This is a genomic window from Azohydromonas caseinilytica (genome assembly GCF_012927045.1).
GTDB lineage: Bacteria > Pseudomonadota > Gammaproteobacteria > Burkholderiales > Burkholderiaceae_C > Azohydromonas > Azohydromonas caseinilytica.
Genome location: NZ_JABBFW010000009.1, coordinates 71,929 through 95,032, shown reverse-complemented (window position 1 = coordinate 95,032; position 23,104 = coordinate 71,929). Strand labels below are relative to the sequence as shown.

Sequence of the window (23,104 nt, the reverse complement as noted above, 5' to 3'; positions counted from 1 at the left end):
TACACCCCTGCAGTGGACGCCCCCGACAACTTCAGACAGCTGCTGCTGGCCGCCATCCCGCGGCTGCGCCGCTACGCGCGCTCGCTGGTGTTCGACGGCGAGCGCGCCGACGACCTGGTGCAGAGCACGCTGGAGCGGGCGCTCACGCGCTGGCAGCAGTTCGACCAGGGGCGCGACCTGCTGCTGTGGCTGCTGTCCATCGCGCACAACGCGCACCACGACCAGCTGCGGCGCGAGGCGCGGCTGTCGGTGCTGGAGCCGCAGCGCCTGGAGCAGGAGCTCGATCGCCACGCCGGCGCGGCGGAGCCGGACCTGGGGTTGCGGCTGGACCTGCTGGCGGCGCTGCGCCTGCTCACGCCCGAGCTGCGCTCGCCGCTGCTGCTGGTGGTGGTGGAGCAATTGAGCTATGCCGAGACGGCGCAGGTGCTGGGCATTCCGCCGGGCACGGTGATGTCGCGCATCAGCCGCGCCCGCCAGCTGCTGCGCCGCCACCTGGGCGACGGCACCCCTCCGGCGCGTTCGCACCTGCGGCGCGTGATCTGAAACCGCCCCACGCCCATGGACCCCGACCGCATCGATGACGACCTGCTGAGCGCCTGGCTCGATGACGAGCTCGATCCCGAGCAGCGCCTGCGGGTGGAGCAGTGGCTGCGCGAGCATCCCGAGGATGCCGAGCGGGTGCGCTTGTGGGCGGCCGACCGTGACGCGCTGCGCGCGCGCTTCGACTTGGTGCTGGACGAGCCCATGCCCGGCCGGCTGCAGCGGCTGCTGCGCCCGCGTCCGCTGAGCGAGCGGCCCTGGGCCCGTGCGGCGGCGGTGCTGCTGCTGGTGGGCGGCGGCGCGCTGCTGGGTGCCGGCGTGGTGGCGCGCTGGCCGGAGCTGCTGCCGCCGCCGCTGGCGCAGGAGCAATGGGTGCATCGCGCGGTGGTGGCGCATGCCGTCTACGCCCCCGAGCAGCGCCATCCGGTGGAAGTGCGCGCCGGCGAGGAGCACCTGGCGCGCTGGCTCACGCGCCGCACCACGCTGCCGGTGAAGCTGTTCAACCTGCAGGCCCAGGGCTTCAACCTGGTCGGCGGGCGGCTGCTGCCGGACGCCTCGGGGCCCAGCGCGCAGCTGATGTACGAGGACGCCGGCGGGCACCGCGTCACGGTCTACCTGCGCAAGCCCGAGGGCGACACCCCGGCCTCGTTCCGCTTCGAGCGCGAGGGCAAGCTCAATCTCTTCTACTGGGTGGAAAGCGGCTGCGGCTACGCGCTGGTGGGCGAGCTGCCCCGCGAGCAGCTGCTGGCGCTGGCCGCCGAGATCTACCGGCAGCAGACGGCACCCGCAGCGCCGGGCGGCTAGCCGGCCGCCGTGCCGGCGGCGGGCGCGCGCAGGCGCCTGCCTAGAATCCCCCGATGCCACCTTCCACCGCCGCCGCGGCCGTGGCGCGCACGCCGGCCCAGCGCGTTGCCGCCGTCCACCGCTTCCTCGCCGTCACGCTGCTGGGCTTCGCCTCAGGGCTGCCGCTGGCGCTCACGGGCCAGGCGATGCAGGCTTGGCTCTCGGCCGAGGGGCTGGACCTGGCCACCATCGGCTTTCTCAGCCTGGTGGGCCTGCCCTACACCTTCAAGTTCCTGTGGGCGCCGCTGATGGACCGCTTCGAGCCGCCCGGGCTGGGCCGCCGGCGCGGCTGGCTGGTGCTCACGCAGCTGCTGCTGGCCGGCGCGCTGCTGCTCATGGCGGCCACGCCGCCGGCGGGCGCCACGCGCGCCTTCGCGCTGCTGGCGGTGGCGGTGGCCTTCCTGTCCGCCTCGCAGGACGTGGTCATCGACGCCTACAGAACGGACCTGCTGCCCGCGCGCGAGCGCGGCCTGGGCTCCTCGCTCAACGTCATGGGCTACCGGCTGGCCATGATCCTCTCCGGCGGCGTGGCCCTGATCTGGACCGACCCGGCCCAGGGCGGCGGTTTCACCTGGCCCGCGGTGTACCGGCTCATGGCGATGCTGATGCTCGGTGCCGCCGCCGTGTCGGCCCTGCTGCTGCCGCGGCTGCCGCGCGCCACCGCGCCGCGCACCGTGGCGCGCCACGACGTCACCGGCTTCGTGGCCGTGATGGCGGCCGTCGCCGTGGGCTACCTGCTCAGCGACCGCCTGGCCTTGCCGCTGGCGCAGCTGCTGTTGTCGCCGCTGTGGAGCGCCAGCGCGCTGGCCCCGGCGCTGCAGGTGAAGTGGACCGAGCTGCTGGCGCTGATGCTGGGCCTCGCCTTCACCCTGCCGCTGGCGGCCTGGGCGGCGCGCAAGGCGCAGTTCGAGACGCTGCTGCAGGGCCTGCGCAGCTACTTCAGCCAGCCCGGCGCCGGCGCGTTCCTGGCCTTCATCGTGCTCTACAAGCTGGGCGACGCCTTCGCCGGCTCGCTGCTGACGCCCTTCCTGCTCAAGGCCATGGCCTTCAGCCCGGCCGAGGTGGGGGTGGTCAACAAGCTCATCGGGCTGTGGCTGACCATCCTGGGCGCGCTGGTGGGCGGGGCGCTGATGTTGAAGCTCGGCCTGTGGCGCTCGCTGCTGCTGTTCGGGCTGCTGCAGATGGCCAGCAACCTGGGCTTCTGGTGGCTGGCGGTGTCGGGCAAGGGCGTGATCCCGGGCCTGCTGGTGCCGGCCTTCGACTGGGGTTTCATCCACCTGGCCCAGCCCACGCCGGTCGATGGCGGGCTGCTGCTGGTGGTGGCGCTGGAGAACCTCTCGGGCGGCATGGGCACCGCCGCCTTCGTCGCCTTCCTGATGAGCCTGTGCAACCAGCGCTTCACGGCCACGCAGTACGCGCTGCTGAGCGCCTTCGCGGCGGTGGGCCGGGTCTGGGTGGGGCCGCTGGCCGGGGTGCTGGCCGAGTCCATCGGCTGGCCGACCTTCTTCATCGTCTCCACGCTGGCGGCCGTGCCGGCGCTGGCGATGCTGTGGGCGCTGCGCGCGAGCGTGCGCGCGCTGGAGGTCGATCCGGACGCCCCGCCGGCGGGCGACGACTGAGCCGCCTCGCCGGGCGGCGGCCCTTGTGACGCCGCCGAAAATCCCCCATCTGCGTCAGCCGGGCATGCACCGTGCCCGTTGTGACCAGCTCCAACCAGAAACCTGCCGCCATCCGCGGCCCGAGACCATGAGCACCGACGCCTTCCGCACCGATGCCGACATCCCTTCCGCCCCGCTGGCGCATGCCGGCTGCCGCTGCGGCGGCTGCCTGGCGAACCCGTCGCGGCGGCTCTTCACCGGGGCGCTGCTCACCGGCGCGCTGGTGCCGGCCCTGGCGCAGGGCGTGCGTGAGGAGGTGGGCTCGGAGTCGGCCTTCTCCAAGTTGGTGCCGGCCGAGGAGGTGGAAGCCGCCGCGGCGCAGCAGTACCGCCAGATGCTGTCGCAGGCCGCGCAGCAGAAGGCGCTGGCGCCGGAGAACCATCCGCAGATGCAGCGGCTGCGCTACATCGCGCAGCGCATCATTCCCTTCACCGACGAGTGGAACCCGCGCGCGCGGCAGTGGAAGTGGGAGGTGAACCTGCTGGGCAGCAAGGAGCTCAACGCCTTCTGCATGCCCGGCGGCAAGATCGCCTTCTACTACGGCATCCTGCAGCAGCTGCAGCTCAGCGACGACGAGGTCGCCACCATCATGGGCCACGAGGTGGCGCATGCCCTGCGCGAGCACGCGCGCGAGCGCATGGGCAAGTCGGCCGCGACGCAGCTGGGCGCGGGCGCGCTGTCGGCGCTGCTGGGCCTCGGCAACCTGGGCAACCAGGTGCTGGGCATGGGCAGCCAGCTGCTGACGCTCAAGTTCAGCCGCGAGGACGAGTCCGAGGCCGACATCGTCGGCATGGAGCTGGCGGCGCGCGCGGGCTACGACCCGGCCGCCGGCGTGAGCCTGTGGCAGAAGATGATGGCCGTGAGCCGCGGCGAGCCGCTGGCCTTCATGTCCACCCACCCCGCGGGCGAGACGCGCATCCGCGACATCCAGGCCCGGCTGCCGCGCGTGCAGCCGCTGTATGCCCAGGCGCCGAAACCCAACCAGCACTTCGGCGCGCCGGCGGCGCGCAGCGCGAGCCGGTGACGCGGCACCGGCCGGGCGCGGCTTCAGGTGCCGCGCACGTACGGATTGAAGCGCCGCTCCTCGCCGAAGTTGCTCTCCGGCCCGTGGCCGGGGATGAACACCGTGTCGTCGCCCATGGGCCACAGCCGGGTGCGGATGCTGTCAAGCAGCTGCTGGTGGTTGCCGCCGGGGAAGTCGGTGCGGCCGATGCTGCCGGCGAAGAGCACGTCGCCCACGAAGCAGCGTTTTATTTCAGCGGCATGGAACACGACGTGGCCCGGCGTGTGGCCGGGGCAGTGGCGCACGCCGACCTGGCTCTCGCCCAGGGTCAGCGTGTCGCCGTCCTCCAGCCAGCGCGCGGGCGTGAAGTGCTCGGCCGGCGGGAAGCCGAACATCTGGCTCTGCTGCGGCATGCCGTCGATCCAGAACTGGTCGCCCTGGTGCGGGCCGATGATGGGCAGCCCCTCCTCGCGCGCGAGCTGTCCGGCGCCGCCGGCATGGTCGATGTGCGCGTGCGTGAGCCAGAGCGCCACCAGCTTCAGCTTGCGCTGCTGGACCGCGGCGCGCAGCGCGCCCAGGTCGCCGCCCGGATCGATGAGGACGGCCTCCTGGGTGCGGTCGCACCACAGCAGCGAGCAGTTCTGCTGGAACGGGGTGACGGGGATGGTGTGGTAACGAAGCATGGCTGCCATTGTGGCGGGCCGACCGCGCGGGCATCGCGCGTGCCGCAGGAGGAGTCATGAGGCCGGTCGCGGAACAATTCCCCGGAACTTCACTGCCGAGGCAGACGGCGGCGCCGCGCCGCGCCCTGGGTCCGGCGCTGTGGGCCGGCCTGGCACTGCTGCTGGCGGGCTGTGCCGCCGACGAGTCGCAGCGCTCCGCCTCGGCCTGGCCGCGCCCGCAGGACAGCCGCGCGCTGCTGCTGCAACTGCTGCCCGCCCAGCTGCCCGACCGCGCCGGCTGGGCCACCGACATCTACGCCGCCTTCTCGGCGTTGCAGATCCCGCCCAATGCCTACAACTTCTGCGCCGCGCTGGCCGTCACCGAGCAGGAATCGGGCTTCCAGGCCGACCCGGCCGTGCCGAACCTGGGCGCCATCGCGCGCAAGGAGATCGACGAGCGCGCCGGCCGCGTCGGCGTGCCCTCGCTGCTGGTGTCGGCGGCGCTGCAGCTGCCCTCGTCCGACGGGCGCAGCTACGCCGAGCGCATCGAGAAGGCGCGCACCGAGCGCCAGCTCAGCGACACCTTCGAGGACCTGATCGAGCGCGTGCCGCTGGGCCAGCGCCTGTTCGGCAAGCTCAACCCGGTGCGCACCGGCGGGCCGATGCAGGTCAGCGTGGCCTGGGCCGAACAGCACGCCGAGCGCTACCCGTACCCGCTGGACGGCGGCGTGCGCGACGCGGTGTTCAGCCGCCGCGGCGGCCTCTACTTCGGCATCGCTCACCTGCTGGACTACGCCGCGCCCTACGACCGGCCGCTCTACCGCTTCGCCGACTTCAACGCCGGGCGCTGGGCCAGCCGCAATGCGGCTTTCCAACAGGCGCTCAGCGCCGCGTCCGGCATCCCGCTGGACCCTGATGGCGACCTGCTGCGCGGCGACGGCCAGCGCGGCGCGACCGAAGCCGCGGCGCTGGCGATGGCGCCCCGGCTGGGCCTGGGCGAGGCCGAGGTGCGGCGCGCGCTGGAGCAGGGCAACGAGGCCGGCCTGGAGCGCAGCGCGCTGTACCGGCAGGTGTTCTCACTCGCTGAGCGCCAGCAGGGCCGCGCCCTGCCGCGGGCGGTGCTGCCGAAGATCGCGCTGTCGGGCCCCAAGATCAGCCGGCCGCTGAGCACGCAATGGTTCGCCGAGCGGGTGCAGCAGCGCTGGCAGCGCTGCATGGCGCGCGCGCCGGCGGGCGCCTCTTCCCCTTCCACCGCCTCACTTCCGGAGCCTTGACCATGCCTGCCGAGCCGACCCTGCAGACCATCGAAGTGGAGACCGGCGACCAGCCCGGCGCCAGCCTGATCGTGCTGCACGGCCTGGGCGCCGACGGCCACGACTTCGAGCCGCTGGCGCAGCAGCTGGATTTGTCAGGCCTGGGCCCGGTGCGCTGGGTGTTCCCGCACGCGCCGGTGCGGCCGGTGACCATCAATGGCGGCTACCGCATGCGTGCCTGGTACGACCTGCTGGGCACCGAGCTGCAGCGCCGCGAGGACGAGCCCGGGCTGCGCGCCTCGCTCCAGCAGGTGCTGGCGCTGGTGGCGCGCGAGCGCGCGCGCGGCGTGCCGGCGCGGCGCATCCTGCTGGCCGGCTTTTCGCAGGGCTGCGCCATGGCGCTGCTGTCGGCCCTGCGCTGCCAGGAGCGGCTGGCGGGCGTGGCGGGGCTGTCGGGCTACCTGCCGCTGGCCAATCTCACCGCCACTGAGCGCCACGGCGCCAATGCCGACCTGCCGGTGTTCCTGGCCCATGGCCGGCTGGACCCGGTGGTGCCCATGGCCGCGGGCACTGTCACGCGCGAGCTGCTGCGCGCGCTGGGGCACGAGGTGGAATGGCACGAGTACCCGATCGGGCACAGCGTCAGCGTGGAGGAGCTGGAGGCGCTGCGGCAGTGGGTGCTGGGGGTGATGGCGGATTGAGCTTGGCCGGCATGCCGCCTTCGGATGCCCCCGGTCATGCCAGCGGGGCGCGGTATGCGGTGACGGGAGAGGCGCCAATGTCGTTCGAGGAAAAACGTCCCGACGGCCTGGCCCGGATTGCTGTTCACCCGGCACCGTGATGCGCGGCCGGTGCGCGGCAATTTACAGAGAGAGGCCGTAATCGATGGTCAACGGCGCGTGGTCCGAAAACCGCGACGCCTTGTGAACCGCGGCCGCGTGCGCGCTGTGCGCGATCTCCGGCGTCGCCACCTGGTAGTCCAGCCGCCAGCCCACGTTCTTGGCCCAGGCCTGGCCGCGGTTGCTCCACCACGTGTAGCAGTCCTCGGTGGCCTCGGGGTGCAGGCGGCGGTACACGTCCACCAGCCCCAGCTCCTGGCTCACCATGCGCGAGAACCAGGCGCGCTCCTCGGGCAGGAAGCCGCTGTTCTTCTGGTTGCCGCGCCAGTTCTTGAGGTCGATGGCCTGGTGCGCGATGTTGAAGTCGCCCATCAGGATGAACTCGCGCCCCGAGGCGCGCAGCGCCGCCAGGTGGTGCCAGAAGCGCTCCAGGAAGCGGAACTTGGCGGCCTGGCGCTCCTCGCCGCTGGAGCCGCTGGGGAAGTAGGCGCTGATGACGCTGAACTTGCGCGCACTGCTGTCGAAGCGCAGTTCGACGTAGCGGCCCTCCGGGTCGAACTCGTCGCAGCCGAAGCCGGTGATCACGGCGCTGGGATCGCGCTTGGTGTAGAGCCCGACGCCCGAGTAGCCCTTCTTCTGGGCGAAATGGAAGTGGCCTTCGAGACCTGCGACACGCTTGAAGCGGTCCACCACGTCGGCCTCCTGGGCGCGCACTTCCTGCACCCCCATAAAATCCGCGCCGGCCGCTTCGGCCCATGCCTCGAACCCCTTGGTCGCCGCCGAGCGGATGCCATTGAGGTTGAGCGTCACCACCCTGAAACCCATCGCGGTACACCTATTTCCATGAGCACGAATCTCTCCCCCAATGCCTCGCTGGCCGAGGACTTCGTGAAGTTCTCGGTCGAGGCCGGCGTGCTGCGCTTCGGGGAGTTCAAGACCAAGGCCGGGCGGCTGTCGCCTTACTTCTTCAATGCCGGCCTCTTTGACGACGGCGCCAAGCTGGGCCGCCTGGCCGAATTCTATGCACGCCGCTTGGTGGACTCCGGGCTGCCCTTCGACATGCTGTTCGGCCCGGCCTACAAGGGCATCACGCTGGCGGCGGCGGTGTCGGTGGAGCTGGCGCGCCTGGGCCACAACAAGCCCTACGCCTACAACCGCAAGGAAGCCAAGGACCACGGCGAGGGCGGCACGCTGGTGGGCGCGCCGGTGCGCGGGCGGGTGCTGATCATCGACGACGTGATCTCCGCCGGCACCTCGGTGCGCGAGTCCATCGCCATGATCCGCGCCGCCGGCGCCGAGCCCTGCGGCGTGGCCATCGCGCTGGACCGCCAGGAAAAGGCCACCGAGAACGGCGCCGACGTGGACTGGTCCGCCGTGCAGTACGTGCGCGACAAGCTGGGGCTGGAGGTGGTGGCCATCGCCTCGCTGGCCGACCTGATGGCCTTCCTGGACCACGCCGCCGACCCGGCACTGGCGCAGTTCAAGCAGCCGGTGGCGGCGTACCGGGCGCGCTACGGGGTGTAAACAAAACGGCCCGCTCACCGCGGGCCGTTTCCATTGCAGGGGAGAGTTATCAGCCCTGCAGCCTCTTCTTCAGCAGCTCGCCCGCCAGCGCCGGGTTGGCCTTGCCCTTGCTGGCCTTCATGACCTGGCCGACCAGGGCGTTGAAGGCCTTGTCCTTGCCGGCGCGGAACTCGGCCACGGACTTCTCGTTGGCGGCCAGCACCTGCTCCACGATGGCTTCCAGCGCGCCGGTGTCGCTCATCTGCTTCAGGCCCTTGGCCTCGATCAGCGCATCGACGTCGGACCCCTCGCCGGACCACAGCGCGTCGAACACCTGCCGCGCGCCGTTGTTGGAGATGGTGCCGTCGCTGATGCGCGTGATGAGCGCGCCCAGCGTCGCCGGCGCCACGGGCGCCTCCTCGATGCCGCGCCCTTCGGCGTTGAGCCGCTTGGAGAACTCGCCCATCAGCCAGTTGGCCACCAGCTTGGGCTGCCTGCAGGCGTCGCGCGCCGCCTCGTAGTAGGCGGCGAAAGCGAGGCTCTGCGTGACCATGCCGGCGTCATAGGCGGGCAGCCCGTCCTGGGCCTGGAAGCGCTCGGCCATGGCGGCGGGCAGCTCCGGCATCTCGGCCTTGACGCGCTCCACCCACTCCGGCGCGATCACCAGCGGCGGCAGATCCGGGTCGGGGAAGTAGCGGTAGTCGTGCGCGTCTTCCTTGCTGCGCATGGCGCGCGTCTCGCCGCTGTCCGGGTCGAACAGCACGGTGGCCTGCTCGATGGACAGACCGTCCTCGATCTGCTCGATCTGCCACTGCACCTCGTAGTCGATGGCCTGCTGCAGGAAGCGGAAGGAGTTGAGGTTCTTGATCTCGCGCCGCGTGCCGAAGGGCGCGCCGGGCTTGCGCACCGAGACGTTGGCGTCGCAGCGAAAGGAGCCTTCCTGCATGTTGCCGTCGCAGATGCCCAGCCACACCACCAGCGCGTGCAGCGCGCGGGCGTAGCCCACGGCCTCGGCGCTGGAGCGCATCTCGGGCTCGGACACGATCTCCAGCAGCGGCGTGCCGGCGCGGTTGAGGTCGATGCCGGTGAGGCCGTGGTAGTCCTCGTGCAGGCTTTTTCCCGCGTCCTCCTCCAGGTGCGCACGCGTGAGGTTGACGCGCTTCTTCTGCTCGCCGACCAGGAACTCGATCACGCCGCCCTGCACGACGGGGATCTCGTACTGGCTGATCTGGTAGCCCTTGGGCAGGTCCGGATAGAAGTAGTTCTTGCGCGCGAAGATGGACTGCCGCGCCACCTTGGCGCCCACGGCCAGGCCGAAGCGGATGGCGCGTTCCACGGCGCCGCGGTTGGGCACCGGCAGCGTGCCCGGCAGCGCCAGGTCCACGGGGCTGGCCTGGGTGTTGGGCGCGGCGCCGAAAGCGGTGGAGGCGCCGCTGAAGATCTTGCTGGCGGTGGAGAGCTGGGCATGCGTCTCCAGGCCGATGACGACCTCGTAGCCGCGGATGAGTTGGGGCGTGCTCATGGATGTCTTCAGAAGCCGGCGGGCGCGCGCAGGTGGTGGTCGGTGGCCTGCTGGAAGGCGTGGGCGGTGTGCAGCAGCTGGCCTTCGGCGAAGTAGTTGCCAATGAGTTGCAGCCCCACGGGCATCCGCGCCTCGCCGAAGCCGGCCGGGATGCTCATGCCCGGCAATCCGGCCAGGCTGGCGGGCAGGGTGAAGATGTCGGCGAGATACGCCGCCACCGGGTCGTCGCTCTTGGCGCCGAGCTGCCAGGCCACGCTCGGGGCGACCGGGCCGGCGATGAGGTCGCAGTCCTGGAAGCAGCGCTGGAAGTCGTCGGCGATCATGCGGCGCAGCTTCTGCGCCTGCAGGTAGTAGGCGTCGTAGTAGCCGTGCGAGAGCACGTAGGTGCCGATCATGATGCGGCGCTTGACCTCGGCGCCGAAGCCCTGCGCGCGCGTCTTCTTGTACATGTCGATCAGGTCGCCGTACTGCTCGGCGCGGTGGCCGTAGCGCACGCCGTCGTAGCGCTGCAGGTTCGAGCTCGCCTCGGCCGGGGCGATGATGTAGTACACGGGAATGGAAAGCTCGGTGCGCGGCAGGCTCACTTCCACCAGCGTCGCGCCCAGCTTCTCCAGCTCGGCCAGCGCGCCGCGCACGGCGCCGTTGACGTCGGCCGCCAGCGCGTCCGGGAAGAACTCCTTGGGCAGGCCGATGCGCAGCCCTTGCAGCGGCTTGGCCGCCGTGGCGCCCGCCCGTTGCTCAAGCATCTGCCGATGGAAGTCCTCGGCGGGGCGCTCGGCGCTGGTGGCGTCGCGCTCGTCGAAGCCGCTCATGGCCGACAGCAGCAGCGCGCAGTCCTCGGCCGAGCGCGCCATCGGGCCGGCCTGGTCCAGGCTGGAGGCGAAGGCGATCATCCCGTAGCGCGAGCAGCGGCCGTAGGTGGGCTTGATGCCGGTGATGCCGGTGAAGCTGGCGGGCTGGCGGATCGAGCCGCCGGTGTCGGTGCCGGTCGCGGCCGGCAACAACCGCGCCGCCACGGCCGTGGCCGAGCCGCCGGAGCTGCCGCCGGGCACGCGCGCGCGGTCCCACGGGTTGAGCGCCGGGCCCCAGGCCGAGTTCTCGTTGGCCGAGCCCATGGCGAACTCGTCGCAGTTGAGCTTGCCCAGGCTCACCATGCCGGCCTGCGACAGCCTGGCCACCACGGTGGCGTCGAAGGGGCTCTGGTAGCCCTTGAGCATCTTCGAGCCCGCGGTGGTCGGCGCGCCCGCGGTGACGAAGATGTCCTTGTGCGCGATCGGCACGCCGGTCAGCGCGGAGGCATCGCCGGCGGCGCGGCGCGCATCGGCGGCCTGCGCGGCGGCCAGGGCGGCGTCGGCATCGACATGCACGAAGGCCCCGAGCTGTTGATGATCCGCAACCCGTGCAAGCAGGTGTTGCGTGACTTCGGCGCTGGAAACTTGCTTGTCGGCCAGGGCGCGCGACAGCGCGGCCACGCCCAGCTCGTGCAATGGAGAGCTCATTCGATCACCTGCGGCACGAGGAAAAGGCCGTCCTCGACGGCGGGGGCGCTGCGCTGGTTGAGTGCGCGCTGATCCTGTTCCGTGACCCGGTCCTCGCGCAGTCGCAGCTGCACTTCCGAGAGGGCGGACAGGGGGGTGTAGAGCGGTTCGACGCCGCTGGTATCGACCGCGCGCATCTGCTCGACGATGGAGAAGAAACCGTTGAGCTGCTGGAGCATCGCGGCCTGTTCCTCGGGCTGCAATTCGAGGCGGGCGAGGTGGGCGATGCGGCTCACGTCCGTGGGGCTGAGGGCCATGGCAATAGTGCTCGGGTTCGGGCTTTTGCAGGTCCGCCGCGCCGCGGCGGCCCAGGGGGATCGGGTATTATCGCCCGTTACCCAGGACCCACCGGGGTGGCTGGCGCGGCGGCGAAATCCGGTTGCGATCGACGCGGTGTCGATGCAGTGGACCAGGCCCTCAAGCGCAGGCCGCGCCGGCGGGTTTTTTGTGCAGGACGAATTTTTGGTCGCGCAGGATCGGTGGCTCGCAAGCCCCCTGCGCCGCGGCTCCAAGCCGCTCAACCCCGCAGCCTCGATGACGATTACGGCGTTCGATCGCCGCAGACCGGCGCTTTCCGCAGTCAGGACCCCTTACGCGCCCGCCCTTGCGATCGAACCCTGCAGACGCTGACCCTTCACCATGTTTGAAACCTTCCGGCGCTACTTCTCGACCGATCTGGCCATCGACCTCGGGACCGCCAACACCCTGATCTACGTCCGCGACAAGGGCATCGTGCTCGACGAGCCCTCCGTGGTGGCGATCCGCCACGAGGGCGGCCCCAACGGCAAGAAGACCATCCAGGCCGTGGGCGCCGAGGCCAAGGCGATGCTGGGCAAGGTGCCCGGCAACATCGACGCCATCCGCCCGATGAAGGACGGCGTGATCGCCGACTTCACCGTCACCGAGCAGATGCTCAAGCAGTTCATCAAGATGGTGCATCCGCGCTCGGTGCTCAAGCCCAGCCCGCGCATCATCATCTGCGTGCCCTGCGGTTCCACCCAGGTCGAGCGCCGCGCCATCCGCGAGTCCGCGCTGGGCGCGGGGGCTTCCGAGGTCTACCTGATCGAGGAGCCCATGGCCGCCGCCATCGGCGCCGGGCTGCCGGTGTCGGAGGCCTCGGGCTCGATGGTGGTGGACATCGGCGGCGGCACGACCGAGGTGGGCGTGATCTCGCTGGGCGGCATGGTCTACAAGGGCAGCGTGCGCGTGGGCGGCGACAAGTTCGATGAGGCCATCATCAACTACATCCGCCGCAACTACGGCATGCTCATCGGCGAGCCCACCGCCGAGATGATCAAGAAGAACATCGGCAGCGCCTTTCCCGGCTCCGAGGTCAAGGAGATCGAGGTCAAGGGCCGCAACCTCAGCGAGGGCGTGCCGCGCAGCTTCACGATCAGCTCCAACGAGATCCTGGAAGCGCTCACCGACCCGCTCAACAACATCGTCTCCAGCGTCAAGAACGCGCTGGAGCAGACCCCGCCGGAGCTGGGCGCCGACATCGCCGAGCGCGGCATGATGCTCACCGGCGGCGGCGCGCTGCTGCGCGACCTCGACCGGCTGCTGGCCGAGGAAACCGGGCTGCCCGTGCTGGTGGCCGAGGACCCGCTGACCTGCGTGGTGCGCGGCTGCGGCATGGCGCTGGAGCGCATGGAGCGCCTGGGCAGCATCTTCACCTCCGAGTAAGCCCGCGCACGCGCCGCGCGCCGAACCGCTGCTCCGCAGTACGCGCCATGGCTCTGGGCACTCTGGACCGGACCCCGCCGCCGTTCTTCCGGCAGGGCCCTTCGGCGCGGACGAAGCTGCTGTTCTTCTCGGCGCTGGCCCTGTTCCTGATGGTGGCCGACACCCGCTTCGCGCTGGTGCAGCCGCTGCGCGCCGTGCTGGCCACGGCGCTGCTGCCGGTCGAGCGCACGCTGCTGGTGCCGGTGACGCTGGTCGAAGAGGGCTACGTCTACCTGCAGGGCCTCAAGACCGCGCGCGCGGCCGAGCAGGACGCCCTGGCGCGGCTGGCCCAGCAGTCGCTGCAGGCCGCGCGCACGCGCCAGCTCGAAACCGAGAACGCGCAGCTGCGCGCGCTGCTGGAGCTGCGCCCCGGCATCACGGCGCGCTCGCTGGCCGCCGAGGTGCTGTGGCAGGCGAGTGACCTCTACACGCGCAAGCTCATCATCGACCGCGGCGCCAAGCAGGGCGTGGCGCTGGGCGCGCCGGTGGTCAACGAGCAGGGCGTGCTGGGCCAGGTGACGCGGCTGTACCCGCTGTCGGCCGAGGTCACGCTGCTCAGCGACAAGGACGCCGCCATTCCCGTGATCAACGGCCGCACGCAGCAGCGCGGCGCGGCCTTCGGCGGCGTCAACGACGCGCTGGAGCTGCGCTTCATGGCCGCCAACTCCGACGTGCAGGTCGGCGACCCCATCCTCACCTCCGGCCTGGACGGCGTGTACCCGCCCGGGCTGGCCGTGGCCAGCGTGGAGCGCATCGACCGCCAGGCCGAGGGCGGCTTCGCGCGCGTGACGCTCAAGACCGCGGCGCGCATGGACGGCGTGCACCACGTGCTGGTGCTGGAGCCCATGGAGCGCCAGCTGCCGCCGCGCCCCGAGGGCCTGCCCGACTTGCCGCTGTCGGCCTCGGCCTCGGCTTCCGCGCCGGCCTCGGCACCGGCGGGCGGCGGAGGACGGCGATGATCATGCCGCGCGGCTCGGACCAGCTGCTGCTGCCGGCCAATCCGATCTTCATCTGGTTCGCGCTGGTGGTGGCGCTGGGCATCAACCTGCTGCCGCTGGGGCGCCAGCCCGCCATGCCCGACCTGCTGGCGCTGGTGCTGGTGTTCTGGAACGTGCATCAGCCGCGGCGCATCGGCGTGGGCGTGGCCTTCATGGGCGGGCTGGTGATGGACGTGCACCACGGCGCGCTGCTGGGCCAGCACGCGCTGGCGTACTCGCTGCTGTCGTACTTCGCCATCACCGTGCACCGGCGGCTGCGCTGGTTCAGCGTGCTGGAGCAGGCGCTGCAGATCGCGCCGCTGTTCCTGGGCGCGCACCTGGTGTCGCTGGTGGTGCGGCTGCTGGCCGGCGGCATGTTCCCGGGCTGGAGCCTGCTGCTGGCGCCGCTGTTCGAGACGCTGCTGTGGCCGCTGGCCTCCTGGCTGCTGCTGGCGCCGCAGCGCCGTGCGCCCGATCCGGACGAGAACCGGCCCCTGTAGCCGCTGCTCCCGTCGCGCGCCGACCGTCGCCCGCTTCCCGCAATGCCCCCGCACCTGCACGACCGCCGCGTCTCGCGCACAGTGCGCCCCCGCAACTTCCGGCCCCCTCCAACAGCGTGACCGAACTCCGCAACGTCGAGCGCGAACTGCACCGCTTCCGCAGCCGGGTGCTGGCCGCGGCGGCCTTCGTGCTGCTGGGCTTCAGCCTGGTGGGCGCGCGGCTGTTCTACCTGCAGGTGGTGCAGCACGAGAAGCTGTCGGCGCGCGCCGAGGCCAACCGCATCGCCGTGCTGCCCTCGGTGCCCAACCGCGGGCTGATCCTGGACCGCAACGGCGTGGTGCTGGCCACCAACTACTCGGCCTACACGCTGGAGCTCACGCCCTCCAAGCTCGAAAAGTCGCTGGAGCACACCATCGACGAGCTCTCGCAGCTGGTGGAGATCACGCCGCGCGACCGCCGCCGCTTCAAGCGGCTGCTGGAGGAGGGCAAGAGCTTCGAGTCGATGCCGCTGCGCAACCGCCTGACCGACGCGGAAGTGGCGCGCTTCACGGCGCAGCGCTTCCGCTTCCCCGGCGTGGAGGTCAAGGCGCGGCTGTTCCGCCAATACCCGCTGGGCGAGATCGGCAGCCACCTCATCGGCTACATGGGCCGCATCAACCAGGCCGAGAAAAAGGCCATGGAGGACTGGGACGAGGACCTGCAGGCCAACTACCGCGGCACCGACTACATCGGCAAGCTCGGCATCGAGCAGAGCTACGAGACGGTGCTGCACGGCACCACCGGCTTCGAGGAGGTCGAGACCAGCGCCGGCGGGCGCGCCGTGCGGCGGCTGCGCACGCACCCGCCCACGCCGGGCAACACGGTGGTGCTGTCGGTGGACATCAAGCTGCAGGCCATGGTGGAGGAGCTGTTCGGCGAGCGCCGCGGCGCGCTGGTGGCGATGGACCCGCGCAACGGCGAGGTGCTGGCCTTCGTGAGCAAGCCCACCTTCGACCCCAACCTGTTCGTGGACGGCATCGACGTCGACAACTGGCGCGAGCTCAACGAGTCCATCGACAAGCCGCTGCTCAACCGCGCGCTGCGCGGCACCTACCCGCCGGGCTCGACCTTCAAGCCCTTCATGGCCATGGCCGCGCTGACCACCGGCAAGCGCAACGCCAGCCAGGTGATCTACGACAACGGCAGCTTCCAGTTCGGCAACCACACCTTCCGCAGCCACGGCGACCACGGGCTGGGGCCGGTGGACATGCACCGCTCCATCGTGATGTCGAGCAACGTCTACTACTACTCGCTGGCCAACGAGATGGGCGTGGACCTCATGCACGACCAGCTCGAGCCCTTCGGCTTCGGGCGGCGCACGGGCATCGACATCCAGGGCGAGGCCACCGGCATCCTGCCCAGCACCGAGTGGAAGCGCCGCACCTACAAGCGCCCCGAGCAGAAGAAGTGGTTCGCCGGCGAAACCATCTCGCTGGGCATCGGCCAGGGCTACAACAACTTCACCATGCTGCAGGTCGCCAACGCCATGTCCACGCTGCTCTCCGGCGGCCAGCGCCCGGCGCCGCACCTGGTGCGCGAGGTGCAGGACGTGGTCTCGCACCAGAAGCGCCCGGTCGAGCACCAGGCGCTGCCGCCGCTGGCGCTCAAGCCCGAGCATGTGGAGATCATCAAGCGCGCCATGTACGGCGTGACGCAGGAGGGCACCTCGACCCGGGTCTTCGCCGGCGCCCCGTACAAGAGCGGCGGCAAGACCGGCACGGCGCAGGCCGTGACGGTGCGCCAGAACGAGCGCTACAACGCCGCGCGGCTGGCCGAGCACCAGCGCGACCACTCGCTGTACCTGGCCTTCGCGCCGCTGGAGGCCCCCACCATCGCGCTGGCGGTGATCGTGGAGAACGCGGGCTTCGGCGCCGCCGCGGCCGCGCCCATCGCGCGGCGCGTCTTCGACTACTGGCTGCTGGGCAACTATCCCAGCGAGGACGACATCGCCGCCACGCGCCGCGGCCAGAGCGTGGCGCCCATCGGCGCGCCGCGCCGCGCCGAGGACATCCCGCTGCCCGGCGCCGAGGCGCAGGCCGGCGCCGTGCCGGCCTCGGCGCCGCAGAGCGTGGCGCAGGGCACGGCCACGGAGGTGCGGCGATGAGCAGCGCAGCCGTGCTGGTGCGGCCGACGCTGTGGCAGCGGCTGCGCCCGGTGCTCTCGGGCTTCGACCTGTGGCTGATGCTGGCCGTGCTGCTGCTGGCCGCGGGCGGGCTCGTCACCATGTATTCCGTGGGCTTCGACCACGGCACGCGCTTCGTGGACCACGGCCGCAACATGCTGCTGGCCGTGGGCGTGCTGTTCCTGGTGGCGCAGGTGCCGCCGCAGCGGCTGATGCAGCTGGCCGTGCCGCTCTACACCGTGGGCGTGGTGCTGCTGGTGGCCACGCTGCTGTTCGGCATCACCAAGAAGGGCGCCACGCGCTGGCTCAACGTGGGCGTGGTGATCCAGCCCAGCGAACTGCTCAAGATCGCCACGCCGCTGATGCTGGCCTGGTGGTTCCACCGCCGTGAAGGGCAGGCGCGGCGCAGCGACTTCCTCATCGGCGCCGGGCTGCTGCTGCTGCCCTTCCTGCTGGTGGCCAAGCAGCCCGACCTGGGCACGGCGCTGCTGATCTTCTCGGCGGGGCTGTACGTGATCTTCTTCGCCGGATTGAGCTGGCGGCTGATCCTGCCGGTGTTGGTGGTGGGCGCCGTGGCCATCACGGCGCTGATCGCCAGCGAGGACAGGATCTGCCAGCCCGGCGTGGACTGGGTGCTGCTGCACGGTTACCAGCAGGAGCGCGTGTGCACGCTGCTGGACCCGAGCAAGGACCCGTTGGGCAAGGGCTTCCACACCATCCAGGGCATGATCGCCATCGGCTCCGGCGGCATCGGCGGCAAGGGCTTCATGAAGGGCACGCAGACGCACCTGGAGTTCATTCCCGAGCGCACCACCGACTTCGTGTTCGCCGCCTTCTCCGAGGAGTTCGGGCTGATCGGCACAGTGAGCCTGCTGCTGGGCTTCACCTTCCTGATCGTGCGCGGGCTGTTCATCGCCGCCGAGGCGCCCACCACCTTCGCGCGGCTGCTGGCGGGGGCGATCTCGATGAGCTTCTTCACCTACGCCTTCGTCAACATGGGCATGGTCAGCGGCATCCTGCCCGTGGTGGGCGTGCCGCTGCCCTTCATCAGCTACGGCGGCACCGCCATGGTCATGCTCGGGCTGAGCCTGGGCATCCTGATGTCGATCGCGCGCAGCCGGCGGCTGATGCAGTCCTGAGGCAGGAACCGCAGCGCGCTCAGGCGCTGTCCATGCCCTTGAACAGGCTGTCGAGCGGCAGGCGCAAGCCGATGCTCTCCAGCGCCAGCTCGCCCTGTTCGCTCTGGTCGATGTAGAGGCAGCTGCGGTCCGGGTTGGGCCGGTAGACCTCCACGCGCCGCGTATCGGGGTCGATCAGCACGTATTCGCGCAACGACGCAAGCCGACGGTAGATCGCGAACTTCTCGCTGCGGTCATAGCGCTGCGTCGAGGGCGAGAGCACCTCGATGACGACAACAGGAGCCGTGAAAACAGTCTCGTCCGCGCTGTAGCGCGCGTCGCAGGTCACGAACACGTCGGGGTAGAGCACCGCCTCCTCGCCGACCTGAACCTTCATGTTCTCGCTGAAGGGCTGGCAGGGCGTGTCGTCGAGATGGTTGCCCAGATGGCGCATCAGGTTGGCGATGACGCGGCCATGGCCCCGCCGGCCGCCGACCATGGCGAACACCTCGCCGCGGCAGAACTCCCAGCGCTCCGGCTGCTCGCTTTCCCAGGCGAGATAGTCGGCGAGCGAGAGTCGCTGCTGTGGATGGCCCATGGCGGGATCGTAGTCCGTCCAGCTCGGCCGCAGCCGTGCGCAGGCCGCCGTTACTCCAGACCCGTGCGTGGCTGCGGCGGCGGCAACATCGATGCGTCCTGGGCCGGCAAGGAGGCGTCGGACGCCGCCTCGTCGGCAGCCTCCTGCGGAGGCAGCCTGAACCTCACGCTCACGCGCGTGCCGGGCAGGGCGTGCGTGGCGCGGTCATAGGTGTCGTCGAGCGTGAGCTCCGCGTTGTGGCGCTGGGCGATCTCGCGCACGATGGCCAGCCCCAGCCCGCTGCCGTCCACGTTGGTGCCCAGCGCGCGGTAGAAGGGCTGGAACACCAGCTCACGCTCGGCCGGGGCGATGCCCGGGCCCGAGTCCTCGACCTGCAGCAGCAGCACCGGCTGAGCAGGGTCGGCGCCGGGGTCCGGCTCCAGCTGCACCCGCACCGTCACGGTGCCGCCGGCCGGGGTGTACTGCAGCGCGTTGTCCACCAGGTTGCGCACCAGCTCGCCCACCAGCACCGGCTGGCCCGACAGCCGCGGCAGCGCCTCGCCGTCCTCGGGGCCCTCGTAGCCCAGGTCGATGCGCTTGTCCATGGCCTTGGGCACGAGGTCGTGCACGGCCTCGGTGGCCAGCCGCGCCAGGCCGAAGGACTGCACGCGGCGCGACTGCTCCTCGTCCTCGGCGCGCGCCATGGACAGCAGCTGGTTGACCATGTGCGCCGCGCGCTGGCTCGACAGCGCGATCTGCTGCAGCGAGCGCTTGATGGCCTGCGGCTCGCTGCCGGCGTCGATCTCGCGCTGCGCCAGCTCGGCCTGCATGCGCAGCCCGGCCAGCGGCGTCTTGAGCTGGTGCGCGGCGTCGGCCAGGAAGTGCTTCTGCGCCTTCATCGAGGTGTCGAGCCGCTCCAGCAGGTCGTTGATGGCGCGCACCAGCGGCGTCACTTCCTCGGGGGCGTCACGCTCGTCGATGGGGCTCAAGTCCTGGCTCTCGCGCTGGCGGATGCGGCGCTGCAGGTCGTTGAGCGGCGCCAGGCCGCGCGCCAGCGCCAGCCACACCAGCAGCACCGCCACGGGCAGGATCACGAACTGCGGCAGGATCACGCCCTTGATGATCTCGGTGGCCAGCCGCGAGCGGCGGTCCAGCGTCTCGGCCACCTGCACCAGCGGCGGCTCCTCGTCGGCGGCCAGCGGCAGCGCCAGGCGCACCGAGGCCACGCGCACGGGCTCGTCGAGCAGCTGGTCGTCGCGAAAGCGCAGCTCGCCCGCGGGCGCGGCCTCGCCGGAGGGCGGCGGCAGCTCGCGGTCGCCGGCCACCAGCTCGCCGTGCGTGCCCAGCACCTGGAAGTAGAACTGGCCGGTGTCGTCGGCGCGCAGCGTGTCGCCCAGCGTCTCGGCGATGCGCTCGGGCGCCAGCACGGCGCGGCCGGCCTCGCTCTCCACCACCACGCGGCGCGCCAGCGTGCGCGCCATCTCGCCCAGGTCGCGGTCGTAGGGGCGGTGGGCGATGCCCTGCGCCACCAGGTAGGTGATGCTCACGCTCATCGGCCACAGCAGCAGCAGCGGCGCGAGCATCCAGTCCAGGATCTCGCCGAAGAGGGAGCGTTGCTCGCGGGAGGAGGAGAACATCGGGGGCGCCACGGTGGCCGGGCGCCGCGGCCAGCGGCGCGCCGGGGCTTCAGCCGGGGATCTTCTCCAGGCAGTAGCCCAGCCCGCGCACGGTGGCGATGCGGATCGGGCCCTGCTCGATCTTCTTGCGCAGGCGGTGGATGTAGACCTCGATGGCGTTGTTGCTCACCTCCTCGCCCCACTCGCACAGCCGCTCGACAAGCTGGTCCTTGCTCACCAGGCGCCCGGCGCGCTGCAGCAGCACCTCCAGCAGCGAGAGCTCGCGCGCGGAGAGGTCGATCATCTGGTCGTTGATGTAGGCCACGCGCCCGGTGGCGTCGAAGGACAGCGGCCCGTGCTTGATGACGTTGGAGGCCGTACCCAGGCCGCGGCGGGTCAGCGCCCGCACCCGGGCTTCGAGTTCGGCCAGCGCGAAGGGCTTGGCCATGTAGTCGTCGGCGCCCAGGTCCAGCCCCTTGACGCGCTGCTCGATGCCGTCGGCGGCGGTGAGGATCAGCACCGGCACGGCGCTGCCGCGCGCGCGCAGCTTGCGCAGCACCTCGAAGCCGTGGAGCTTGGGCAGGCCCAGGTCCAGGATCAGCAGGTCGAACTCGTGCGAGGACAACGCCGCGTCGGCTTCGGTGCCGCTGCTGACCTGGTCCACCGCGTAGCCGCTGTTGCGCAGCGAGCGCAGCAGGCCGTCGGCCAGCACCTGGTCATCTTCGGCAATCAGGATGCGCATCGCCGTGTCTCCTTGAAATTCATCGCTCTTGAACCGCCGCCGCCCTTGTGTTGGCCGGCACCATCTTCATTTTAGGGAGTCGGCCCAGGTGCCGAGCCCGCAATGCCCCTCCACTCCTGTATAAACATACAGTTCTGAGATAATCATGGCCACGAAACCGGAGAACGCAATGGATGCACCTGTGAAGGCACTCAATACCGAAAAAGCCAAAGCCCTGCAGGCGGCACTGGCCCAGATCGAGAAGCAGTTCGGCAAGGGCTCGATCATGCGGCTGGGCGAGGGCGAGGCGATCGAGGACATCCAGGTCGTCTCCACCGGCTCGCTGGGCCTGGACATCGCGCTGGGCGTGGGCGGTCTGCCGCGCGGGCGCGTGATCGAGATCTACGGCCCCGAGTCCTCGGGCAAGACGACGCTGACGCTGCAGGTCATCGCCGAGATGCAGAAGCTCGCCGGCGTGTGCGCCTTCATCGACGCCGAGCACGCGCTGGACGTGCAGTACGCGCAGAAGCTGGGCGTGAACCCGCACGACTTGCTCATCAGCCAGCCCGACACCGGCGAGCAGGCGCTGGAGATCGTGGACGCGCTGGTGCGCTCGGGCTCGGTGGACCTGATCGTCATCGACTCGGTGGCCGCGCTCACTCCCAAGGCCGAAATCGAGGGCGAGATGGGCGACGCGCTGCCGGGCCTGCAGGCCCGCCTGATGAGCCAGGCGCTGCGCAAGCTCACCGCCACGATCAAGAAGACCAACTGCATGGTCATCTTCATCAACCAGATCCGCATGAAGATCGGCGTGATGTTCGGCAACCCCGAGACCACGACCGGCGGCAACGCGCTCAAGTTCTACGCCTCGGTGCGGCTGGACATCCGCCGCATCGGCAGCATCAAGAAGGGCGACGAGGTCATCGGCAACGAGACCAAGGTCAAGGTGGTCAAGAACAAGGTCAGCCCGCCGTTCAAGACGGCCGAGTTCGACATCCTCTACGGCGAGGGCATCAGCCGCGAGGGCGAGATCATCGACATGGGCGTGACCGCCAAGATCGTGGACAAGTCCGGCGCCTGGTACGCCTACCAGGGCGAGAAGATCGGCCAGGGCAAGGACAACGCGCGCGAGTTCCTGCGCGAGAACCCGGCCGTGGCGCACGAGATCGAGAACAGGGTGCGCGAAGCCATGGGCATCCCGGTGCTGCCGGCGCTGGCCGGTGGCGAGGCCAAGGCGGCCGACGCCGCCGAGTGAGGCCCGCGGGCCGCAGCAGGTCGCCCGCGTGAAGCCGGCGCTGTCGCTCAAGGCGCGCGCGCTGGCGATGCTGGCGCGGCGTGAGCACAGCCGCGCCGAGCTGCGCCGCAAGCTGATGCCGCATGCGCGCGCGGCCGCCCTGGCGGCGGCGGTCCAGGCCCAGCCACCGGCCGAGGCCCCGGCTGCCACAGCTTCCGACGCTGCGGGCCCGGCCCAGGCCTCGTCCTTTCTTTCCGATTTGCACCGCTCACCCGGCCCGGCATCTGCCCGGCCGGGTGTTTTTTCTTCCGGCGGGCGTTCCAGCACCGGGTTGCGGCGCGGCGGGCGGGCCGGCGCGAAGACTCCGGTGGAGCTGGATGCCGGCGAGGAGGCCGAGGCTCTGGGCACGCCGGCCCCGCTCCCGATTGTGGACACCGCCGCGGCCTGGGCGCAGGCCGAGAGTGCGGTCGAGGAGTTGCTGGACTGGCTGCAGGCGCAGCGCTACCTGTCGGAGCAGCGCTTTGCCGAATCGCGCGTGCATGCGCGCGCCGGGCGCTTCGGCAACCTGCGCATCCGCCAGGAGCTGGCACAGCATGGAGTGGCGCTCGATGCCGAGGCCACGCAGCGCCTGCGCGACACCGAGCTCGAGCGCTGCCGCGCCGTGTGGGCGCGCAAGTTCGGCGCCGAGCCGCCGGCCGACGCCGCGGCCCGTGCGCGCCAGATGCGCTTCCTGGCCGGGCGCGGCTTCAGCGCCGACGTGATCCGCCGCGTGCTGCAGGCCAGTGAGGATTGAGCCCCGCCAAGGCCACGGCCCGTGGGCCTGCGCCGTGCCCACAGCGCCCTTGACGCCGCCGCCCCCGTAAGTTTTTGCGTAGGCACCGCGTGCTACATTGCGCGCCGTTTGCCACGCCCCAGGCTCCAGGAAACCCGCAGCTGCGGGTTTCAGTGCCGCAGTCCCATGGCCTCAACGCCTGCCGCCTTCCTGCGTAACGACCCCGCCTGCCGCCTTCGCGGCCTGGCGGCCGTGCTGCGTGGCGACGGCGGCGTGCTGCAGCGGCGGTACCTGGCGCGGCAGGCGCTTCCTACGTGTTCTCCACGCGGGATCGGCGTCCCCGG

At 71.0% G+C, this 23,104-nt stretch carries 22 protein-coding genes; 14 read left to right on the top strand and 8 right to left on the bottom strand.

Annotated features, from left to right (window positions below; all coding sequences use genetic code 11):
• Window positions 1–12: 12 nt before the first annotated feature.
• From HHL10_RS14905 to HHL10_RS14890, 4 genes are all read left to right on the top strand, one after another.
• Window positions 13–543: an RNA polymerase sigma factor gene (locus tag HHL10_RS14905; protein WP_310734601.1), complete on the top strand. Its 531-nt coding sequence runs from the start codon at window positions 13–15 to the stop codon at window positions 541–543.
• A gap of 15 nt (window positions 544–558) precedes the next feature.
• Entirely contained in the window at window positions 559–1,344 is a 786-nt protein-coding gene (locus tag HHL10_RS14900; protein WP_169161170.1) for an anti-sigma factor family protein, read from the top strand.
• Window positions 1,345–1,397: 53 nt separating this feature from the next.
• Window positions 1,398–3,002, top strand: a complete 1,605-nt coding sequence (locus tag HHL10_RS14895) for an AmpG family muropeptide MFS transporter (protein ID WP_169161169.1) — start codon at window positions 1,398–1,400, stop codon at window positions 3,000–3,002.
• Window positions 3,003–3,129: 127 nt separating this feature from the next.
• Window positions 3,130–4,065: a M48 family metallopeptidase gene (locus HHL10_RS14890; RefSeq protein ID WP_169161168.1), complete on the top strand. Its 936-nt coding sequence runs from the start codon at window positions 3,130–3,132 to the stop codon at window positions 4,063–4,065.
• Between the two features lie 23 nt (window positions 4,066–4,088).
• On the opposite strand, the gene HHL10_RS14885 is transcribed toward HHL10_RS14890, so the two are convergent.
• Window positions 4,089–4,727, bottom strand: coding sequence for an MBL fold metallo-hydrolase (locus HHL10_RS14885; protein ID WP_169161167.1), 639 nt, complete (start codon window positions 4,725–4,727; stop codon window positions 4,089–4,091).
• Window positions 4,728–4,783: 56 nt separating this feature from the next.
• On the opposite strand from HHL10_RS14885, the gene HHL10_RS14880 reads away from it, so the two are divergent.
• Window positions 4,784–5,980, top strand: a complete 1,197-nt coding sequence (locus HHL10_RS14880; RefSeq protein WP_169161166.1) for a DUF1615 domain-containing protein — start codon at window positions 4,784–4,786, stop codon at window positions 5,978–5,980.
• A gap of 2 nt (window positions 5,981–5,982) precedes the next feature.
• Window positions 5,983–6,660, top strand: coding sequence for an alpha/beta hydrolase (locus HHL10_RS14875; protein WP_169161165.1), 678 nt, complete (start codon window positions 5,983–5,985; stop codon window positions 6,658–6,660).
• Window positions 6,661–6,822: 162 nt separating this feature from the next.
• Here the strand turns inward: HHL10_RS14875 and HHL10_RS14870 are convergent, their stop codons facing one another.
• Window positions 6,823–7,623, bottom strand: a complete 801-nt coding sequence (locus tag HHL10_RS14870; protein ID WP_169161164.1) for an exodeoxyribonuclease III — start codon at window positions 7,621–7,623, stop codon at window positions 6,823–6,825.
• Window positions 7,624–7,641: 18 nt separating this feature from the next.
• On the opposite strand from HHL10_RS14870, the gene pyrE reads away from it, so the two are divergent.
• The gene (gene pyrE / locus HHL10_RS14865; RefSeq protein ID WP_169161163.1) at window positions 7,642–8,322 is read left to right on the top strand and encodes an orotate phosphoribosyltransferase; all 681 of its coding nucleotides are present in this window, start codon (window positions 7,642–7,644) and stop codon (window positions 8,320–8,322) included.
• A gap of 49 nt (window positions 8,323–8,371) precedes the next feature.
• Here pyrE and gatB read toward each other — a convergent pair whose 3' ends face one another.
• Genes gatB through gatC form a run of 3 tightly spaced genes read right to left on the bottom strand, consistent with a single transcriptional unit; the run spans window position 8,372 to window position 11,618 of the window.
• On the bottom strand, window positions 8,372–9,823 hold the full coding sequence (gene gatB, locus HHL10_RS14860) for an Asp-tRNA(Asn)/Glu-tRNA(Gln) amidotransferase subunit GatB (protein ID WP_169161162.1): 1,452 nt from the start codon (window positions 9,821–9,823) through the stop codon (window positions 8,372–8,374).
• An 8-nt stretch (window positions 9,824–9,831) separates the two neighbouring features.
• Window positions 9,832–11,322, bottom strand: coding sequence for an Asp-tRNA(Asn)/Glu-tRNA(Gln) amidotransferase subunit GatA (gene gatA, locus HHL10_RS14855; RefSeq protein ID WP_169161161.1), 1,491 nt, complete (start codon window positions 11,320–11,322; stop codon window positions 9,832–9,834).
• Window positions 11,319–11,618, bottom strand: coding sequence for an Asp-tRNA(Asn)/Glu-tRNA(Gln) amidotransferase subunit GatC (gatC, locus tag HHL10_RS14850; protein ID WP_169161160.1), 300 nt, complete (start codon window positions 11,616–11,618; stop codon window positions 11,319–11,321). Before gatC ends, gatA begins: the two co-directional genes overlap by 4 nt.
• Before the next feature lie 382 nt (window positions 11,619–12,000).
• Between gatC and HHL10_RS14845 the strand changes: the two genes are divergently transcribed.
• From HHL10_RS14845 to rodA, 5 genes are all read left to right on the top strand, one after another.
• Window positions 12,001–13,044, top strand: a complete 1,044-nt coding sequence (locus HHL10_RS14845; protein WP_028996921.1) for a rod shape-determining protein — start codon at window positions 12,001–12,003, stop codon at window positions 13,042–13,044.
• Between the two features lie 47 nt (window positions 13,045–13,091).
• Window positions 13,092–14,042, top strand: a complete 951-nt coding sequence (mreC, locus tag HHL10_RS14840) for a rod shape-determining protein MreC (RefSeq protein WP_169161159.1) — start codon at window positions 13,092–13,094, stop codon at window positions 14,040–14,042.
• Complete coding sequence (mreD, locus tag HHL10_RS14835) at window positions 14,039–14,560, top strand: rod shape-determining protein MreD (RefSeq protein WP_169161158.1); 522 nt, start codon at window positions 14,039–14,041, stop codon at window positions 14,558–14,560. Before mreC ends, mreD begins: the two co-directional genes overlap by 4 nt.
• Window positions 14,561–14,676: 116 nt before the next feature.
• Window positions 14,677–16,704, top strand: coding sequence for a penicillin-binding protein 2 (gene mrdA, locus HHL10_RS14830; protein WP_169161157.1), 2,028 nt, complete (start codon window positions 14,677–14,679; stop codon window positions 16,702–16,704).
• A complete protein-coding gene (rodA, locus tag HHL10_RS14825) occupies window positions 16,701–17,861 on the top strand; it encodes a rod shape-determining protein RodA (protein WP_169161156.1) in 1,161 nt (386 codons plus the stop codon). The genes mrdA and rodA overlap by 4 nt, the downstream gene beginning before the upstream one ends.
• Before the next feature lie 19 nt (window positions 17,862–17,880).
• On the opposite strand, the gene HHL10_RS14820 is transcribed toward rodA, so the two are convergent.
• From HHL10_RS14820 to HHL10_RS14810, 3 genes are read right to left on the bottom strand one after another with little or no spacing between them, the layout of a single operon-like run.
• On the bottom strand, window positions 17,881–18,438 hold the full coding sequence (locus HHL10_RS14820) for a Uma2 family endonuclease (protein WP_169161155.1): 558 nt from the start codon (window positions 18,436–18,438) through the stop codon (window positions 17,881–17,883).
• Between the two features lie 50 nt (window positions 18,439–18,488).
• A complete protein-coding gene (locus tag HHL10_RS14815; protein ID WP_169161154.1) occupies window positions 18,489–20,054 on the bottom strand; it encodes a sensor histidine kinase in 1,566 nt (521 codons plus the stop codon).
• Between the two features lie 49 nt (window positions 20,055–20,103).
• Window positions 20,104–20,775 carry a response regulator gene (locus tag HHL10_RS14810; RefSeq protein WP_028996917.1) on the bottom strand — a complete coding sequence of 224 codons (672 nt, stop codon included), beginning with the start codon at window positions 20,773–20,775 and terminating at the stop codon, window positions 20,104–20,106.
• 169 nt (window positions 20,776–20,944) lie between these two features.
• Between HHL10_RS14810 and recA the strand changes: the two genes are divergently transcribed.
• Window positions 20,945–22,009, top strand: coding sequence for a recombinase RecA (gene recA / locus HHL10_RS14805; protein WP_169161153.1), 1,065 nt, complete (start codon window positions 20,945–20,947; stop codon window positions 22,007–22,009).
• A gap of 115 nt (window positions 22,010–22,124) precedes the next feature.
• Window positions 22,125–22,781 carry a regulatory protein RecX gene (locus tag HHL10_RS14800; protein ID WP_235971506.1) on the top strand — a complete coding sequence of 219 codons (657 nt, stop codon included), beginning with the start codon at window positions 22,125–22,127 and terminating at the stop codon, window positions 22,779–22,781.
• Window positions 22,782–23,104: the final 323 nt, after the last annotated feature.